The organism is Acinetobacter stercoris, from assembly GCF_900323515.1.
Classification (GTDB): domain Bacteria; phylum Pseudomonadota; class Gammaproteobacteria; order Pseudomonadales; family Moraxellaceae; genus Acinetobacter; species Acinetobacter stercoris.
On the sequence record NZ_OOGT01000001.1, the window covers coordinates 37,988 to 57,368 of the forward strand.

At 38.8% G+C, this 19,381-nt stretch carries 11 protein-coding genes and 1 pseudogene; 4 read left to right on the plus strand and 8 right to left on the minus strand.

The features are described from left to right. Positions 1-27 precede the first annotated feature (27 nt). The 7 genes and pseudogenes from hisIE to KPC_RS00175 form a co-directional block, all read right to left on the minus strand. The gene (gene hisIE, locus KPC_RS00145; protein ID WP_121972427.1) at positions 28-810 is read right to left on the minus strand and encodes a bifunctional phosphoribosyl-AMP cyclohydrolase/phosphoribosyl-ATP diphosphatase HisIE; all 783 of its coding nucleotides are present in this window, start codon (positions 808-810) and stop codon (positions 28-30) included. Positions 811-911: 101 nt separating this feature from the next. Next, a pseudogene (locus KPC_RS00150) lies at positions 912-2,223 on the minus strand (FAD-dependent oxidoreductase). A 206-nt stretch (positions 2,224-2,429) separates the two neighbouring features. Beyond that, entirely contained in the window at positions 2,430-3,512 is a 1,083-nt protein-coding gene (locus KPC_RS00155; RefSeq protein ID WP_121972428.1) for a patatin-like phospholipase domain-containing protein, read from the minus strand. 165 nt (positions 3,513-3,677) lie between these two features. Next, the gene (locus tag KPC_RS00160; protein ID WP_121972429.1) at positions 3,678-5,297 is read right to left on the minus strand and encodes an ABC1 kinase family protein; all 1,620 of its coding nucleotides are present in this window, start codon (positions 5,295-5,297) and stop codon (positions 3,678-3,680) included. A gap of 11 nt (positions 5,298-5,308) precedes the next feature. Continuing rightward, positions 5,309-5,974, minus strand: coding sequence for a ubiquinone biosynthesis accessory factor UbiJ (locus KPC_RS00165; protein ID WP_121972430.1), 666 nt, complete (start codon positions 5,972-5,974; stop codon positions 5,309-5,311). 11 nt (positions 5,975-5,985) lie between these two features. Next, complete coding sequence (gene ubiE / locus KPC_RS00170) at positions 5,986-6,930, minus strand: bifunctional demethylmenaquinone methyltransferase/2-methoxy-6-polyprenyl-1,4-benzoquinol methylase UbiE (RefSeq protein WP_121972431.1); 945 nt, start codon at positions 6,928-6,930, stop codon at positions 5,986-5,988. A gap of 167 nt (positions 6,931-7,097) precedes the next feature. Then, positions 7,098-7,805: an FFLEELY motif protein gene (locus KPC_RS00175; RefSeq protein WP_121972432.1), complete on the minus strand. Its 708-nt coding sequence runs from the start codon at positions 7,803-7,805 to the stop codon at positions 7,098-7,100. A gap of 195 nt (positions 7,806-8,000) precedes the next feature. Here KPC_RS00175 and pap point away from each other — a divergent pair, with 195 nt between their 5' ends. Next, a complete protein-coding gene (gene pap / locus KPC_RS00180; protein ID WP_121972433.1) occupies positions 8,001-9,416 on the plus strand; it encodes a polyphosphate:AMP phosphotransferase in 1,416 nt (471 codons plus the stop codon). Between the two features lie 28 nt (positions 9,417-9,444). On the opposite strand, the gene KPC_RS00185 is transcribed toward pap, so the two are convergent. Beyond that, entirely contained in the window at positions 9,445-9,951 is a 507-nt protein-coding gene (locus KPC_RS00185) for a hypothetical protein (RefSeq protein ID WP_121972439.1), read from the minus strand. Positions 9,952-10,129: 178 nt separating this feature from the next. Between KPC_RS00185 and KPC_RS00190 the strand changes: the two genes are divergently transcribed. The 3 genes from KPC_RS00190 to recD all read left to right on the plus strand — a co-directional run bounded on the left by KPC_RS00190 (position 10,130) and on the right by recD (position 19,357). Next, complete coding sequence (locus KPC_RS00190) at positions 10,130-13,786, plus strand: exodeoxyribonuclease V subunit gamma (RefSeq protein WP_121972434.1); 3,657 nt, start codon at positions 10,130-10,132, stop codon at positions 13,784-13,786. Between the two features lie 3 nt (positions 13,787-13,789). After that, entirely contained in the window at positions 13,790-17,506 is a 3,717-nt protein-coding gene (locus KPC_RS00195; protein ID WP_121972435.1) for a UvrD-helicase domain-containing protein, read from the plus strand. 87 nt (positions 17,507-17,593) lie between these two features. Further along, positions 17,594-19,357: an exodeoxyribonuclease V subunit alpha gene (gene recD, locus KPC_RS00200; RefSeq protein WP_213065866.1), complete on the plus strand. Its 1,764-nt coding sequence runs from the start codon at positions 17,594-17,596 to the stop codon at positions 19,355-19,357. The last annotated feature ends 24 nt before the right edge of the window (positions 19,358-19,381 follow it).

Below are 19,381 nucleotides of genomic sequence, written 5' to 3' on the forward strand. Positions count from 1 at the left end.
GGGGATTTTTTTGATTTGATTTTTAAATCAGTGTTCACGATTGGCTTTTTCAACCAGACCTGACAGTCCTTGACGACGAGCCAATTCATTTAAAACAACCTGAGGGTCAATATCAAAATAACCGAGCATGACGATACTATGGAACCAGACATCAGCAACCTCATAGACTAGATCATTTCGATTATCTTCAGATTTCTCCTTATCAAAATCCTTCGCAGCAATGACTGTTTCAAAGCTTTCTTCACCAATTTTTTCTAAAATTTTATTGATGCCTTTGTGGTAAAGCTTAGCGACATAGGAGGAGTCAGGATCTGCCGATTTACGTTCCGCCATCATTTGACCTAGATAAGTCAGGACATCCACTTGTTCTGATTTAGCTGTGGAGGTAGACATGACTTGGGTATGGTGATTTTGTGATTTTCCACCATAAATCTGGTTTGGATCTTTGAGCTGGGCATCAACGATTTCCCAACCACTTTCAGTCAGCTTACGATAAAAACATGATTCACGACCTGTATGGCAGGCAATGCCTCCATGTTGTTCAATTTGTAGCACAATTACATCAGCATCACAGTCTAGACGAATTTCATAGACCGTTTGAAAATGCCCAGACTCTTCACCTTTGTGCCAAAGCTTTTGGCGAGAACGTGAATAATAAACAGCCTGCTTTTTTTCGGCAGTCAGTGCTAATGCTTCACGATTCATCCAGGCGACCATCAAGATACGACCAGTTTGATGATGTTGAGCAATGGCAGGGATTAAACCTTGTTCGTTAAATTTTACTTCATCGAGCCATCGCAGATTATTCATGAGAATTTCACCAAATTTGATTACATACGGAAAATATCAAATACGCATTGCGTACTTGTTTTATAGTTTACGGTATTCGGTCACTTTTCGGGAAATATTCTTTAGTCAATTTTGGCATCATGGAAAGATAAATATTCACGCTCTTTATGGGGTGATGTTGCTATTTCAGCAAAATTAAGTTGCGTAAACATACCTGTTTTAAGCCCTGAGATAGTGATAGCCATTTCTTTACGAAAATATGGAATACGATACATCCATGTAAATGTAATATCCCGTAAAGGACCTGCCCAAAAATGATGAGACTGGTAAAGTGGTGTTAAAAGTCTGCTCAAAAATTGATAAAAATTGGTAGATGATTGACGAGTTGAATGATAATTTTTCCATAGTTTTACGAAATCAATTTGTTCATGCTTTCTGGCTTGGGCGGCGGCTTGACCAAGTGCCCAAGCATCAAGGAGTGCCATATTCGCTCCTTGCCCAAGCTGCGGACTCATTGCATGAGCGGCATCACCAATGACACCTATACGGCCTTGACCAAATTTAGACATAACAACATCACGATATTCAGCAGAAAGCCATTGTTGATTGTATTTATTGTGCTCTAGAACGCTTTCTAACCAGTCCGCGGCTGGTTTCCAGCGTTTTGCGACATCGTTTAACCAGTCCTTTTTTTGTATTTTCATGAGTCAAAAAGGTTTTTAGATCATTGGCTGGTAAGCTCCAGAAAACACTGGAAAGTCGTTGAGTCGGTTCATCTGGAATAGCTCCAGTGGGCATAATCCCCATCATGATTTGAGAGCGATCATAGAATTGATGCAAAATCTGTGGATTTAAAGAGAGACACTCTGGAACAATATTCCACACAGCACCCCATGGGTATGCTTTATCAATTTTGACCCATGGTTTCGGTCTTAGGGTGCTCCGAGCACCATTGGCAATAATTGCAGCATCAAAACGCGTTTCAAACTTCAAGTCCCCATATAAACCTGATATTCTGACTTCCTGTAATTGTTCCTGAATATTTTCAATTGAATGATTGAAGCGCCAACTCACCAAATCGGAATATTGCTCCAAACCAGTTTGCAATACATGGCATAAGGTTGAGCGATGAATTCCAAGACCAAAATAATGTTGATGTGCCTGTTTATAATGACTGTTGATCAAAAGTCTACCATCTGCAAGCTGGCCTTCTAACCCTGTAACATAAGCACCTAATTTGAGCGCATGATCCAAGATACCCAAATGCTCAAATACTGCTAAACCAGAGGGTTGTAATAATAGCCCAGCACCTACGGGTTCGAGTTTGCTGACTTTTTCAAAAATAGTGACTCTGATATTTTGTCGAGCTAATAAAATGGCTGTGGCTAAACCAGCTGTTCCAGCTCCAATTATGGCAAAATGCGGTGTTTTCATATTTATTATTAAAGTCTTTAATAGCTTAATAATGTAGCAGATAATTTCATTGTCGCATTATTCTTATTTTCTATGGATTCGTACAGCTTTTTAAGTTATTTATCAACTAATTTAATATATTTTTCGAGGACTATTTTGTCCAGAATAATATAAACACCAAGGCATCCATGCCCAATATCAGGAATCACATTTTCAATGGGATGATTTTACAAATCCTGTATGACTTCACTAAGTCTTTGCTTTTCGACCAGCTCTAAAAACTCATCCCCCATACGCTGGCTTTCAGCAATACATTGATTCCAGATTTGAATACGTTTTTTCTGGTCCAGTCCTTTTTCTACAAAATCATTTCGGTCAGGTAAACGACCTAAAGGCAATGTCTTAAGAAATTCTTGTGAAGGAGAAATGAGTAAAGTACGGTCTTGGTTACTGGAGTTCGCTTTACGCCATTTTACTAATTTATCAAACCATCCTGGTGTGATGTGATCGGTAAAATGAGGATAAAGTACAATGCCTTTACTTTGATATGGCAGGTCTATGTGATAATCAATCAATCCGCCATCCCGATAAACACCATTGGGTGCTCCCTGAATGTTTGAAATCCCAGACATTGCAAATGGAATAGACGCCGAAGCCATGAGCCAGTCTTCCACGTTATTTTCGAGTAACGGAAAATAATGAGTGTGAAAACCATCATCTGCTATTTTAAACTGTTGTCCATTTTCTGGCTGGGCAACAACCCGTTGCATGAATAAGCCACTTTTGGGGCGTGATATTGCATTTGTACCGATGATGCCTAGGATTGCTGCTGCAAGTGCCAGTTTCTTATCGCTTTGCATCAGGTTCTGTGATTTTACAGCTAGAACTGTCAGATGATAATCAGGGTGATTCAATATGTGGTTTTCTTTACCCTGAATAAGCCCCTGTAGCATATTTCTACAAATATCACTGACTTCTTGAGCTGTTATATTTTTTTGAAAATACAGGTTGGTGTAAAGCTCTGCCAAGCGTTCAGTACCTTGTTTTGCTCCCCAGGCCAAAATACTGGCAAATCTCCAGCTTCCAATTGAAGAGCCAATAACTGTTCTGTGTATTTTTTCTCTTTCTAGAAAATCTCCAAAAATTGCCTGATCTAGACCTTGAATACCAATACCTTTGGGACCACCAGCTGCACCAGGAATAACATCTACCTGAGCAGGACGTAATCCATCGTTCAAAATCAATTTTTTCGCAAGATTTCCAGCTTTGATATTTAGGCTAGAAGGATGTTTTTTAAGAATTTGCGTCATGGTCAATCAATTAACAAATGCAGAGATGCTTGTTATTGTATTTGGGAACTGCAAATGGACAATGGCGTGAAATATCGAGATGTGACTGAGAAGTCAATAAAAATCTGCCGCTTTATCAATTATAACGACAGATTGATCAAAGTTTACTGAAACTGTTTAATGCAATTATTTCATCACTCGCCAAAGCGACACAAATCCAGCCAATATAATTAAAATAACCGAAACAAACCAAGGTGCAATAATTGCAATGGATAAAAGAATTGCAATCATACTACCAAAAATCCAGTTACTACGTTGCTGGGTCTCGATTTGCATACGTAAACTTTGTAATTCTCTGAGTTGCTTATCATGCCAGGCAGATTGATTTTTCAACCCATTCAAACTGTCAATCATTAAACTTGGTAAATCCTGTGCACCTAATAGCAGATCAGGTACTTGCTGACCGATTTCTTTTAGATTCTTGACTGGATTCATGTTGGATTTAACCCATTCTGTCAAAATAGGTTTGGCTAGTTTCCAGATATCTAACTGCGGATATAAATCTGTACCTAACCCTTCGACATGAACCAATGTTTTGAGTAACAACATGAGTTGTGGTGGGATTTCCAAATGAAAACGACGGGCAATATCCATGACTTGTAGCAAAATACCTGCAAAGTCAAGTTGATCCATTGGTTTTGATACCATAGGACCTACAGTCCGACGCATTTCACGAGCTAAAGCATCCTGATCTGTGCCTGGTGGAATCCATCCGGCCTGATGTACGATCTGGATGAGTTGCATAAAGTTGCTATTCATTACAGCAAGCAACATACGCGCAACAGTCATTTGATCCTGTTTGGAAAGCTCTCCCATGATTGCACAATCCAGAGCAATAAAGCGCGGATTACTTGGGTTGATAGTCTCGACAAAGACATTACCCGGATGCATATCAGCATGGAAAAAATTGTCGCGAAAGACTTGAGTAAAGAATATTGTTAATCCACGTTCTGCAAGTAATGCACGATCCATTCCCAAACGGTCGAAAGTTTCAGTATCAGAAATCGGGACGCCCGTAATGCGCTCAGCGACCATCACATCAGTACTGTCCATATATACTTCTGGAACATACATCATGCTGGAGCCTGTAAAATAATGGCGCATACGACGGGTATTATCCGCTTCTAGGCTTAAATCCAGTTCATTTAAAATGATTTGACGATAGTCTTGAATGATTTCATTTAAATGTAAGGCCCGTGCGGCTTCAATGCGATTTTCTAAGGTATTGCCTAACCATGTCAGGATTTCAAAGTCCTGTAAAATCTGACTACGAATATTTGGACGTGTAACTTTTACAATAACTTCACGGCCATCATGTAATGCTGCTGTATGTACTTGAGCAATAGATGCAGCAGCAAGTGGCTGCTCATCAAAACGGGCGAAAAGTGTGTTTACATCTGCTTTTAATGACTGCTGAATACGTGTTTTCAGAACATCAACATCGTAAGGTTTAACACGATCTTGTAATAAAACCAACTGAGAAAGAATTTCAGGTGGAATCAAGTCACGTCGGGTAGAAAGTAGTTGACCAAGTTTGATTGCAAGAGGTCCCATATCTTCTAAAGCTTGTTTGAGCTTTAGAGGATTCTTGCGTTCACGACTAGACCATGCTGCTGGATGCATTCGTATTAAACTCAATGCATGCCGAGCTTTGATCGGTAATTCTTCCGCAGGGACTAACGTGTCAAGTCTATAGTGCGCAGCAATACGCCAGAGTTCAAGTAAACGTGTAATATGCGGAATCATAAAATTATTACCTAATCTTGAACCGGGTTGAGCTTGGCTTGAAGTGCTTTCACTTTAGCTTCAAGTCGGTCAACTTCTTGGTTGAGTTTTCGTGTTTCTTTATTTAAGTCATCCATTTGCCAGCGTGGGGCAAATAAGCCACTATCTTCTTTGAGAAAATCTTCTGCAAAGAAAGCATGGCTTTGAAGAGAGCGTTTTATATGTTTGGGTGCGAGCTGGATTTTGCCAATTTCATGCGCCAATGCGGGACCAATCCATGGGCTAAGATGTGATGCCAGATCGGGCTCAGCTTGCTGGATAATGTGCTGGATATCCTGTAACAGGTGATAATCACCTTCGAGGGGGATATTTCCTATATCATCAGCCAACAATAATTTCAGAAGTGCCACGATATTTTTGACATGTAAGGTCGCTGTGGCATCAGTGATCAAGTTATTTTTATCGAAAGGACGCTGTTCGAAAATGGAGTGCTGATTTTCATTTTGTCCTGTAACGGTTGGTTCGAGCCGAACTTTATTTTCATCAAAGAATATATCTACAGAAAGCTGTGGCGAGTCGATCACGACACGCAGCATTTTGCCTTGTAATTGATTAAGCTGAACGCGAGTAATTGCATCCAGATCAATAATATGATGAATGATTCGTTCAACTGCACCAAGTGCAAGAATCGACCACATAGGGAGAAACCTTATAGTTTAAAACCACGATGCACGGCAACAATCCCACCTGTCAGATTGTGGTAGTCACAGTTTTGGAAACCAGCGTGTTCCATCATCCCTTTTAGTGTACGTTGGTCTGGATGCATGCGAATGGATTCAGCCAAATATTTATAGCTTTCTGAATCATTCGCCACAATTTTACCCATGATTGGTAAAGCTGTGAAAGAGTATAAGTCGTAAAGTTTTGAAAATGGTTCAAAAACAGGTTTGGAAAACTCTAAAATAAGTAAGCGACCACCTGGTTTAAGTACACGATACATTGCTTCAAGAGCGGCATCTTTGTCTGTGACATTGCGAAGACCGAAACTGATTGTGACGAGGTCGAAACTATTGTCTGCAAAAGGTTCTAGTGTTTCTGCATTTGCTAAAACGAAATCAACATTGGTACAACCAGCATCAATCAGGCGGTCTCGACCAACGTTTAACATAGACTCATTGATATCAGAAAGGACGACATGACCTTGAGGTCCGACTTCACGACTAAAGACTTTAGCTAAGTCACCAGTACCACCAGCAATATCCAGAACATGTTGACCACGACGTACACCAGACATGTTGATTGCAAAGCGTTTCCATAAGCGGTGGATACCAAATGACATCAGGTCATTCATAATGTCGTATTTACTCGCTACAGAGTGAAATACTTCTGCCACTTTTTGCGCTTTTTCTTCACTGTTTATCGTTTGATAACCAAAGTGGGTTGTTGCACCGACATTACCAGTGTTCGCACCTTTAGGTAAATTGTATTTAGGAATGGCACCAGAAACCGAAGAGTCTGTAGCAGCATGTTGTAGTGATTGTTGCTGACCTTGAGGAGCACCTTGTGGTAATGGTTCAGATAAGAAAGGACTTGTAGTGTCTGTTTTAGTTGCCAAACCTTTAGGTTGGGAAGGCTTTTGGTTTTCATTAGACATGAGTCACTCCTGAACACAAAATAAGAAAAATCTCGCAATTATTGCATGATGACAGATTCTAGTCAGTTTTTCAGCGGTCATCATGCATTTAATATGAATAATATACAGAAAATAAAAAAAATTGTCGGACTTCATTTTCTGTGGCTAAATATTATCCAGAATAAAGTTCAAACTCTAAAAGGGTTTTCTTTTCCAGAATGAACATTGTTAACAATACGGCGTTCTTCAACTGTAAATGTTTTTATAAATTGTGCTGCAGATTTTAGAGGTTTCATTGCTACGAAACCCTCCCCAATAAATTCATACATTAAATCGAAATTATATTTATGAGCTGCACCTTTACACATTTTAAAAGCAGTATACATGATAAAGGAACGCATATATTTATCTAGACTTTCGCCCAATTCATCCAGTAAGTCAAGCTGCTTATAGCGAGCATCTGCCTGATCTAGTTTGATAAAGGTCTGACGCATGATTTCGTCATTGAGTGGCGTATTGGCTGGATAGTCTTTTAACAGTTGTTGGGCGACTTCTTCATCCAGTTGCATGGCGAGTAAAGCTAACCCTACAGATTTCAGACCTGTTCTGATCGCATTTTCCGGGATAATTTTTTCGGCTTTATGCGCGTATTTTAGGAGACGTTCAATTTGTATAGCTAGAGGATCAAAATCAGGTCCTCCATATAACCTGTTCATAAAATATTGTGCCATCAATTCATGGCGAGGTTGCTGGAAAAAATCCTGATGGGTATGCTGGATACGTTGTTTAAGCCAACTTTGTACCTCACGTAAACGTTGATTAAGTACAGGGTCTTGATGATAGTTTAGTTGTTTATATTGTTCTAAAAGTTGATCAAGTTGGGCGAGCTTTGACATCGGGTAACTCAAAATCAGATATACATATGAGGAGCATAGTAATACTTATACTGAAGGGCTATGACGAAAATGTGTTTAAATTGCTAAAAAAACGTCAGTTGAGTATGAAAATGAGAAAATATAGACATAAATTCAACAGGCTGTTTTTAAAATCCTGTTTATACTGTTGAAAAGTTGATAAAAAAAGAGAAAAAAATGTCTGAAAAGAATGACACTTTTAAATTAATTGATCCTGAACAATTAAGTGTGGAACTCATCGAGGCACAATATGCGTTAAAGGACTCTCGAGGAAAAGAAAATGCAAAAAGTCTGGTCATTTTAGTCAGTGGCATTGAACTCGCTGGTAAAGGTGAGGCCGTAAAACAATTACGGGAATGGGTTGACCCTCGCTATTTACATGTAAAAGCTGATCCAGCTTATTTATTTACTGCAAACAGAACTTTCTGGCAGCCTTATGCTCGGGATATCCCTGCTGAGGGGGAAATGTTGGTGATGTTCAGTAACTGGTATAGTGATTTACTTGCGACAGCATTGAATGAATCTGAACCTATGGACGACACTTCGTTCGATGCTTATATCAAAGATATGCAAGAGTTTGAGCAAGATTTGAAAAATAATCATGTTGATGTTATCAAGGTCTGGTTTGATTTGTCTTGGAAATCACTGCAAAAGCGCTTGGATAAAATGGATCCTTCTGAGCAATGCTGGCATAAATTACATGGTCTGGATTGGCGAAATAAAAAGCAATACGATGCTGTGCAAAAGTTACGTAAAAGGTTTACAGATGACTGGTATCTGGTTGACTGTGAAAGTGAAGAAGCTCGTGATCAACAGTTTGCGCAGTATATTTTAAAGCATTTGAAAGAGTTGCCAGTACATCCAACTCAATCAATATTGGAATGGCAACAAGCCGAAGTTCCGGAACAGTTGCTCAATCCATCTAATGAAAAGACCGATAAAGATGTTTATAAAGAAGAAATGAAAAAGCTGACTGCAAAAGTTGCAGAAGCACTCCGTTTTGATGGACGACAAGTTGTACTCGCTTTTGAAGGGATGGATGCAGCAGGAAAAGGTGGTTCTATTAAGCGTATCGTGAAAAAGCTTGACCCCCGTGAATATGGTATTTTTCCTATTTCCGCACCAGAAAAATTTGAGTTGGCACGCCCCTATTTATGGCGTTTTTGGACTAAATTAAATGAGGAAACCATTTCTATTTTTGATCGGAGCTGGTACGGACGGGTTCTGGTTGAACGTATTGAAGGATTTGCATCAGAGGTTGAATGGCAACGGGCTTACGAAGAAATTAATCGTTTTGAAAAAAATTTGAATAATAGTAAGACCGTGGTGATCAAGTTCTGGTTAGCGATTAGTAAAGATGAGCAAGAAGCACGTTTTAAATCACGTGAGGAATTGCCATATAAACAATATAAAATTACACCTGATGATTGGCGTAATCGTGAGCATTGGGATGATTATCTGGATGCTGCTGCTGATATGCTGCAAAGAACCAGCACATCTTATGCACCGTGGCATGTGATTTCAACGAATGACAAATACACTGCGCGGCTGGAAGTATTAAGAAGTATTTTAAAACAATTAGAGGCAGATTAATCTGCCTCTGTAGATTGTCAGTTAAACCTTAACTGACAATTTTTAAGCTTTGTTTATTTTGAATCTGTTTAGCCAGTTTATAACATTCTTCAACATGGGCTTCTGCGACTTTCTTCATCACGATGTAGCCCATACCTGCAGCAACAATTTGACCACCTATAGGAATAAATTTGGTCACTTGTTTGGTGATGACTTTGGTTGCAACATTATCCAATGTTTTTTTAACAGCAGTACGAGCAACAACAAAACCTGAAAACTCAAATCCACGTTTACGCAGTTCACTCCAGTGAATTTCTTTGGTTTTAGGATCATATACTGTAATTTGATCTGGTGCTAAACCAAATCTGGCACTAATTTCGGGAATTAGAATAGATAAAATACCGACGTCAATGACCACATCAAAAAAAGGAATCGGAATGATTGCAGCGCCTGCTGAAACATAGGCACGTTTTTTGACCATGTTTAAACATTCTTCTCGGACTTGTTCTAAATTCAAACTTGGATCAATTGATTCTGGCAGTTTATCAATTTTCATAAAGTACCTGTTTTCAAACTCGTTATAATATTTTTGATTATGCACATTTCCAATAGACAGTGTAAATTGAAGTGCATTAAACATTCCATCTTGTGTAAAAGTGACATAGTCTGTTTGAGATGTATAGTAATCTTTCTTTATTTTTTTGTGCACTGGTTCTAATAAAAGCTGAGGGTATATGGGGATTCATGTAATTCAAAGCCAGCGGATTGATGTGCTGGTTCAAGGTGTTTTGCAAAGTATCGCAACACCATCCTCTCATCCTTTCGATGTTTTAAAGACACAGCATTTTATTGTCCCAAGTCCCGCAGTACAGGAATGGCTTACCCAGAAGATTTCCGAGATTCAGGGAATTAGTGCAAATACGCTATTTCACCAGCGTATCCGTGGTTTTCAATGGTATGCCTATCAACAAGTTCTGGAAAATAAGGATAAAGTACGTAAGGCGAATATTCCACGTTTGATCATGAAATGGAGAATTTATCAAACTCTGAAACCATTTATTGAAGCTGAACATTTTGATCTGGCAGCAGAACATCCATTATTTTCGATTATTCAACGGATTTATGATAGTGCAGACCGGTTAGAGCAAGGCCTGGAAAAACAACAAAAAAAACAAAGTATGTTGTATTGGGTGGCAGAGCAAGTTTCTAAATTGTTTAGTAACTATATGATTTATCGTGGAGAGTGCACAAAGAAATGCGAGGGAGATTGCCATTGTGCTACCAACTGGTTAAGTCGCTGGGGGCAAAATCAGGCGCTGGATATAGAAAACTTATTTTTTAAAACCAATTCTGACGTTTCAGCATTTCATTTAAATCAGGCACAGGCTTTGGAGTCTTGGCAGCGTTGGCTCTGGCAACAGAGTTTTCATCAGGATTATTTGGAAATTCAAAATATTGATCGAGAATTTTGGCAAATGCTGGATCATCCAGATACTCAGGTTCAAGCGCTAAAACAACTCCCTAAACAAGTGGTCATTTTTACCGTTCTAGATTTGCCACCTAGCCAGTTACATTTTCTACGTCGTTTAGGGCAGTATATAGAAGTTCTGATTTTGCATTATAACCCTTCTCAGGAGTATTGGGCTGACAGTGTCGACCCGAACTGGAAGAAACAGTACGATTTAGGGGTGAAAGAACGTTTTATTGCTAAAAACCCCAATGCATCAGATCAGGAAATTGATCAATTTTTTCAAGAGTTCACCTTAAATTTTAATGCGGAAATACGTGAGTCTCGTCATCCACTTTTAACCCGTTTTGGTAAACAGGCGCGTGATCATTTTTCCATTTTGTCTCATCTTTCTTCTGGTGAAGAAGGGCAATGGGTTGATGCTTTTGTTGATGAGTTCCCTGAACATTTACTTGGTAAATTACAGTCTGATATTTTGTATCTGGTCGAGCCAGAACCGCATGCATATTCATTAAAAAAACAGGATGATTCAATACAAATTCATGTCTGCCATTCTACACAGCGTCAGCTTGAAGTTCTAAAAGAGCAGTTGATCCATTGGTTATCTAAAAATACTGTTGATCACTCGCATAAACCTCATGATGTTTTAGTTCTTGTTCCAAATTTAAAAGAAATCGAACCCCTGATTCGTAGTGTATTTCCGAGTTCTGGCAATGCTCAAGGAGTGCATTTGCCTGTAAAAATCGCAGGTGTGACTCAACTGGATGCCAATAATGCCTGGCGTGCTATTTTGGGGCGTATACAACTGGTACAAGGTCGATTTACAGTAGAAGATTTTGCAGACTGGCTTAATCTCAGTGCTACACAACTTCGTTATGCACTTGATGTTTCTGCATCACAAAGAATGGTTCAACTGTTGGTCAATGCGGGTTTTAAGCGTGGTTTAAATCCTGAACATTTAAAACAGAGTTTAAGTGAAAATGACGAAGATTTTCGCTTTAGCTTTAAATATGCGCTGGATCGTTTGGCATTAGGCATTGCCATACCTGAACATGCTGTTTTTGAAGATACCTTAAGTTATGATTCGGTGTTGCCAAGTGATTTTGAATTGATTGCAAAGTTGATTGATATTTATAAGGATTTTTCAGCACGTCAGAACTGGTTGATTTGGCATGAAATATATCCTGCACCTCGTTCGACAGAAAGCTGGATTAAACAATTATTTGATGATATTTCCGAGTTTGAACAGGCTGGGGTTGAATCATTAAAAACTGTTCGTGAGATTGTAAAAAAGCAGGAACGGATGCTGACACTTTCTTATAATTATGAAAATCAGGGGCAAGGTGATCTTAAATATATTCATTTACCTTTACCTTATTTGTTGCAGGAAATTCAAAATACTCTAGACAGTCAGATTGAACAGGCTATACCAACAGGACAGATCACTTTTAGCCAGATTGGGCAAATACGACCTATCCCTTACAAATTGATTGTCATGTTAAATCTGGATAGCGGTAAGTTTCCAAGTCGCAATCAGCATTTACCTTTTGATTTAATGCAATTGTTACGTCCTCAGTTAGGTGATCGTTCTCGTTTGGAAGATGATCAGGGAGCGTTTCTTGATGCATTATTACTGGCTCAGGAAAATTTATGGTTATTCTATAATGGCTTCGATGTGAATGATGGTGAAGTTCGTGAACCATCAAGTGTTCTTCAGGAGCTGATCAATCACATTGCTTTGATTAGCCGATCTGACGATGAGGATGTAATCATAGACCAGCGAGTGTCTTTAGAGGGGATAGAAGTTCCAGCCCAGATTGTGAACCTTTATCATTTACACCCATTACAGCCATTTGATCCAGTTGGGTTTGAATCAAATGAAATTGTACGTTATCAGGATCAGTGGTTTACCATTGCGTCACAAATAAGACAACAAAATGGGCAACGTGAAGCCTGGGTGAACACGCTTTATGCTACAAATCAGGAACAGATCAATGTACTCGATGCTGGGCAATGGATTTTAGATATTACATTTCCTGCACGTTTATATCTAAAAACACTAGGGGTAGAAAATTTAAGTCCAAATGATTTACCTATACAGAATGAACCATTGGTTCTGGATGGTTTGGGGCGTTATAACATTCGAGATTTCTTACAGAACGCAAATGAAATATCCAATACAACTATTATGGAAAGGCAGCTGGAAGACCAGCTTCCTGTAGGCAAAGTCAGACCAGCGGCTTTACGAATGAGTCTGGTAGAGCAACAAGCTTTGCAATCCAGATTGCATTTATATGCAACTGAGGTAACCCAGATTACCCAAAGGCAGTGGCGATATACTGATGATTTAACTTTAAATATTATTGTACCTAAAAATCCTGATCAGGATTGGATCAGTGTAGATGCCTCTAGCAGTCGTGCTAAGCGCAGAACTAAAGCTTGGCTAGAATATTTAATTTGGCTTGCTTATTTAAATCTGGATGATGAACAATCTGCAAAGTTAAGACGTATTGCAATTTTTAGTGATCATACGGTCATTAGTGAAGGCTTGACCTCAAAGCAAGCGCAACAGTATCTGTCTGCATGGTTTAAGGCTTATGAATATGCGCAAAAACAACCTCTGGTTTTGCCTGCAGCATTATTGTTACAACTTGCAGAAAAGGGCAAGAGTCTTGAATGGGAAATGGATGAGCATGGGCATCAGCACATCCAAAACTTTAATGATCTGATCAAGGAATGGGACAAAAGTGATGCCTATTTAAATTATTCCTTGCAGGATATGGAGTGGAGTAAACATCACCGCGATTGGCAGTTTATTTTACAGGAACAGGATGCAAGAGCACTGTTACAACATGCCTGTGATGCATTTTCATATGCTTTATATCAGCCTATTTATCAATATCAGTACGTGCCTGAGGAATAAGACATGAGTCAAGATAAAGTGTCTATTCAACCGATTTCAGACATGCATTTTTCAGGGCTACACTGGATTGAAGCATCTGCTGGAACAGGTAAAACCTATACACTATCAAGTTTGATGGTACGCATTTTACTTGAACAATATTTACCGAAACAGGTGATTGCAACGACATTCACTCGGGCTGCCGCCGCTGAGCTAAAAGCCAGAATACGTGCCAGATTGATTGAAACATATCGTTATTTTGATACTAAACGAGAGCAGACAGAGCAGGAAAATTTAAATCAGGCAGCACAAGAGTCTGATCCTTTATTTGCAAAAGTATTAACAGTTTTTGCTACACGTGTTGCATATGCCTGTGAACGATTAAAACTGGTGATTGATCAGCTGGATGAGCTTTTTGTTGGAACGCTGGACAGTTTTAGTCAAAAATTACTTCGAGAGTTTGCTTTTGAAAGTGGCAAAATTGAACGTGCAGAAATTACCGAAGATGCAAAAAAATATACTTTACAGCTTATTCATGACATTTTACGTGAGTGGATTCAATCACAACCACAAGATGTGATCAGTCATTTGGTTTTTACTGGAGTTCTGCGCGATGTTGATTATTATGCCGATACTGTGGAGCAAAGCCTGAATTTTGCCTCTGCCAGCTTTGTAGAACCACAGTTTACAGCATTGGATATACAAACATTTGAACAGGCTATATTACAGTTGGCAGAGATTGATGTCGTAGAATTAAAAAACCTGGAACCCTATTATTTACTGGATGGCGCATATTATAAAAATATCAATGGGACAAAATTTAGAAATGGAAGATTCAACCGTATTTTTACTAAAAGCCTTCCGCTCATTATTCAAAATATCAAGGAATTTGGTAGTCAGGGTTATTTGAGCCAGAATTTGTCCCAAGCAAAAGAAGACTTGGCGACCTTGATCAAGGTGTTGAATGAAGAGCAGATTTTTAAAAAAGCAGCGAGTGAAGATACTCAGCATCAGTTTTACCAACATGTATTTATTAAAAAGTTAGTTCAACTATTTCCGTTTATTCAATCTTTTGAAAATCAGTTGGATGCGGTTGATAGCTATTTAAAATTTTATATTGCCAAAGAAGTGAAAAAACGTTTGCCACAAGTGTTGCAGCAAAAGGGTGAAACGACATTTTCCCAACAGATCCGTACACTCTCTGAAGCCCTGCAAAATGAACAAGGGCAACGTTTCGCTGCATTTGTACATGCACGTTACCCTCTGATACTGGTGGATGAGTTTCAGGATACCAACCAAGATCAAGATGATATGCTGGCGCAAATTTGGCGACATCCAAGTCGTGTCAAGGCAGGTTGCATGATCATGGTCGGAGATCGTAAACAGGCGATTTACGGCTTTCGCGGTGGTGATATGTTAACTTTCTTGAAAGCTCATCAGGATGTATTTGGCAAAGAAGGTCACGCTTATAATCTGGTTTATAACCATCGTTCAGTCAAGCCTATGGTTGAGGTTGTTGATGCTTTATTTCAAAGACAACCTGATTTTGGTGAGCAAGTTTTTTACACACCTGTTCAGGCAGGTCCTAGGTCACATCCAGATTTGATCGATCATGGCAATATCAATCCTTTTCCTTTGCGTTGGATATACCTCACTGACAAAAATACTGAAGCAGAACAGGTTGCATGGAAAATCAGAGAACTTTTAAATCAGAGTGTCTCAGGTCAACTGTATTTTACTGAGAAATCAGGAAAACGTAGTTTAGATGAAAGTGATATTGCGATTTTATCGAAAAATCATGCAGGACTGGATAATGCTCAACGTGCTTTGGAAAGCTTGGGTATACGGGTCAACCGTCCTGCGAAAAAGAGTGTTTTTGATCATCAGATTGCTAAAGATGTAGGGGCTGTATTGACAGCAATATTGCATCCATTTGATGAAGCAAAAATTAAAAGAGCATTATTGAGCCGTTTATTAGGCTTTGATTTGCAGCAGTTGTTAGATCTGGAGTCACATGCAGATGGTTTAAGCCACTATATTGCAAAATTTGATGAGATTAGAGAACTCTGGTTACAACAGGGTTTTTTATCAGCATGGCAAAGCTGTTTAAATGAGTTTCAGATCTGGCGAAAACTGGTCGAGAAGTCTAGTCGTGATAATGAACGTGCTGTGGTGAATCTTCGCCATTTGACAGAAGTTCTATCACAACATAGTGAACATTATCAGGGTGCGCAAAATCTGTATCACTGGTATCTGAAACAGTTACAGTCTCCGAGTGAACGTGATTGGGAGTTAGAGAGAAAACTGTCCAGTGAGGCTGGTGTTCAACTGATGACGATTCACCAGTCTAAAGGGCTTGAGTTTAAGTTTGTATTTTTATTGGGAGCAGATGCTGCATTTAGTGAAAAAAATAAAACCCTGAACTTTTCAACTGTGCAGCAACACAATCCATCATCAGGAAAAAATGAAGTTCAGCGGATAGTCGCAGTTAATGATAAAAATACCTTAAAGCCTGAGGACATACAGCAGCATAATGAGCGGGCCGCAGCAGAACAGCATCGTCTCTGGTACGTTGCACTCACACGCGCCAGCTATCGAGTATACGCCATGATGAGTGATCTTGAGGGTAAGTCAAATACAGCATTGGCATTCTGGAAAAATGTAGCAGGCGGGTTTGTACATGATTATAGCTGTCATGAGGCATTATTACTTGAGCGACCACAAAAAATTGAATCTCAAAAGCTGGAACATTATACAGAATTATATGCCAGGACATTTCCAGTTGAACGCTTTTATCCACGAGGAAAAACCAGTTTTAGTTACCTTGCCCAGCATTTAACTCGCCGTCAAATTCAGGATGCTTTAGCCGAAGCAAACTATACGATGGAAAGTGCTGAAGATGAAATCAATCTGGATATACCGATCATTGAAAATGTTACCCAACCTATAGACTGGATCAAAGCAAATTTTCCTATGGGGACTATGGCAGGGAATTTTTTACATGAAATTTTTGAGCATATTGATTTTCAAGACTCCAAAAACTGGCATGTTGAAATTCATCGACGATTTAAAAATACCTATCCTGCACTTTGGAATGAATTGATTGAAAAATATCAGTCAGCTTTTCCAGAAGAGCAACAGGTGGAAGAACATTTGATCTCACTTGTTGCATCTTGGCTACAGGATATTTTAACTACGCCGATTCAAAATGATTTTTGCTTAAATCAACTCGACAACAACCAACGTCTAGCTGAGTTTCCATTTTATTTGGCACTGTCAGACCGTGTTCTGGCAACACAACGGATTCATCAGCTTTTTGATGAGTATGGCATTGATATGCCTGATTTTAAGGAAAGTTTCTCTGCACGCTATTTGAATGGCTCAATCGATTTATTGTTTTATGATGGACATCAATATCATATCGCTGATTATAAAAGTAATTTTTTAGGTACAGATCAGCTTAACTATACATCTGAAGAAATCAAAGCCAGCATGTCACATTCTAGTTATTGGTTACAAGCTGCATTATATCTGGTTGCTTTGCATCGCTATTTAAAAGTTCAGTTAGCTGATTACCAGATAGAACGGGATTTGGGTGGAGCAACATATTTATATTTGAGAGGGATGAATACCCAGCCTGATCAAGGATATTTTTACTGGAAACCCGAAACTGAATTCATCTTGAGACTTGATGCAGTTTTAGGATATTTGCATGAGGATAAAATGAGTGAAGTTATATGAATATTTGAGTGAAGTTATTTAAAATTAAAGTGTTAGTTTGTGGATAAATATGTTGAAAACGTTGTAGATAACTCTGAGGATAAGTGTGTGGAAAATATACAGCAACTTGAAAGTCAGATCCCGGAATGGATACAGACATGGAGTGATTACATTTTAAAGGGTTATCCACATAGTGAAAAATCGCATGATCAAGCACTTGAACTGATACAAGAAATTTTGATGGCAATGCTAAATGGTGATAGCTGTATCGAACGCGAAAATAAAAATATTAATGTGCTAGAAAGTCATGTGATTGCGGACACAATTGCTGAAACAACAGTTGCACCATTTGTATATGATGATAAATATTTATATCTATACCGTTATTGGCATTTAGAACAGAGTCTTGCAACTCAGGTTGCCCGATTAAAATTACAGAGAATACCAGCAATTGATATCTCAGGATTTGAGCATTTACTTGAAGACCAGCACCAAAAGTCTGCAATGAATATGGTGGCAAAGCACGCTTTGAATATTATTACAGGTGGACCTGGTACAGGAAAGACTTATACACTTGCCCGGATCATTGCTGTATTGAATCAGGCAATACCTGATATACGAATTGCTATGGCTGCTCCAACGGGAAAGGCTGCACAGCGTATGAAAGAAGCATTACAAAATTCTTTTGATGATCCTAAATTGAATGAAATGGGGCTGGTTTCTGATCGTTTAAAAAATCAGGAAACCTTGACTATCCATCGTTTGTTGGGCTTAGGTCATCAGCAAAAACCACGCTTTCATGCTAAACAGCAATTACCATTTGATGTGATTGTAATTGATGAAGCTTCCATGCTGGATTTGAATCTGGCAACGTTGCTTTTCAATGCTGTACCAGAAAATTGTCGGCTCATTTTGTTGGGAGATGCACATCAGTTAGCTTCTGTTGATGTTGGTTCTGTATTGGCTGATCTCGGTGAAGTCCCTGCTTTGCAAGAAAACAGGGTAAATCTATTGACGAGTCGGAGATTTAAAGAGGGAGCATTGATTGGGAAAATGGCAAAGTTTATTCAGCAGTCTGAAAATTCTTTGCCAGATACGACTGAACTACTCACAAACTTTGGTGTGCAGGTTGTTGTTCCTTCGGATATTGAACCTATTGTTATTCAACCCGAGATGTCAGACATCATTCAGCTTGAATACCTTCCAGAGACAATCAAAATTTCAGATTTACCCGAATATTACCAAAAATTGAGTTATGGATTTTTAAATTATTTTGATGTACTACAAAGTTATTTAAATACGGAAGATTTTACTGAAAAACATAAGGATGTGGTTAAAGCATTTGATCAATATCGAATTTTAACTGCAATTCATCATGGTGCTTTTGGACTGGAAAGCTTAAATCATGAGATGGAGAAAGTGTTGTTTCAAAGGTTACCACGTCTGGTTAAACAGGGAGATTGGTATATTGGGCGTCCTGTGATGATGAGCTATAACGATTATCAGCTAGGTCTTTCCAATGGTGATATCGGGATTTGCTTTAAACATCGAACTCAATCAGGACAGTTTGAAGTTTATTTTCCAAGTTTAGATAAGTGGGTTAGTGCAGCACGCTTACCCAAAAATATTCAGACAGCTTTTGCTTTGACGATTCATAAATCCCAGGGCTCAGAGTTTAGTCATACTGCTGTTGTTCTGGATTCGGCGGCAACAAAGCTTTTAAGTCAGGAACTTATTTATACTGCGATTACCCGTGCTAAAACAGCGGTTAGTTTACTTGTTGATGTTCAAGCATTTATCCAATCACTAAAAATAAAAACAGTCAGACACAGTGGTTTAAAAGATAAAATTATATTGAAAATAAATAAGTAAATTTTATTGGTTTTATTGACGATG

Excerpts from the sequence above, each read along its gene's own strand:
- KPC_RS00195 (WP_121972435.1), top strand. The coding sequence starts at position 13,790 with ATGAGTCAAGATAAAGTGTCTATTCAACCGATTTCAGACATGCATTTT.
- hisIE (WP_121972427.1), bottom strand. The coding sequence starts at position 810 with ATGAATAATCTGCGATGGCTCGATGAAGTAAAATTTAACGAACAAGGT.
- KPC_RS00185 (WP_121972439.1), bottom strand. The coding sequence starts at position 9,951 with ATGAAAATTGATAAACTGCCAGAATCAATTGATCCAAGTTTGAATTTA.
- ubiE (WP_121972431.1), bottom strand. The coding sequence starts at position 6,930 with ATGTCTAATGAAAACCAAAAGCCTTCCCAACCTAAAGGTTTGGCAACT.
- KPC_RS00165 (WP_121972430.1), bottom strand. The coding sequence starts at position 5,974 with ATGTGGTCGATTCTTGCACTTGGTGCAGTTGAACGAATCATTCATCAT.
- KPC_RS00160 (WP_121972429.1), bottom strand. The coding sequence starts at position 5,297 with ATGATTCCGCATATTACACGTTTACTTGAACTCTGGCGTATTGCTGCG.
- KPC_RS00155 (WP_121972428.1), bottom strand. The coding sequence starts at position 3,512 with ATGACGCAAATTCTTAAAAAACATCCTTCTAGCCTAAATATCAAAGCT.
- KPC_RS00175 (WP_121972432.1), bottom strand. The coding sequence starts at position 7,805 with ATGTCAAAGCTCGCCCAACTTGATCAACTTTTAGAACAATATAAACAA.
- pap (WP_121972433.1), top strand. The coding sequence starts at position 8,001 with ATGTCTGAAAAGAATGACACTTTTAAATTAATTGATCCTGAACAATTA.
- KPC_RS00190 (WP_121972434.1), top strand. The coding sequence starts at position 10,130 with ATGGGGATTCATGTAATTCAAAGCCAGCGGATTGATGTGCTGGTTCAA.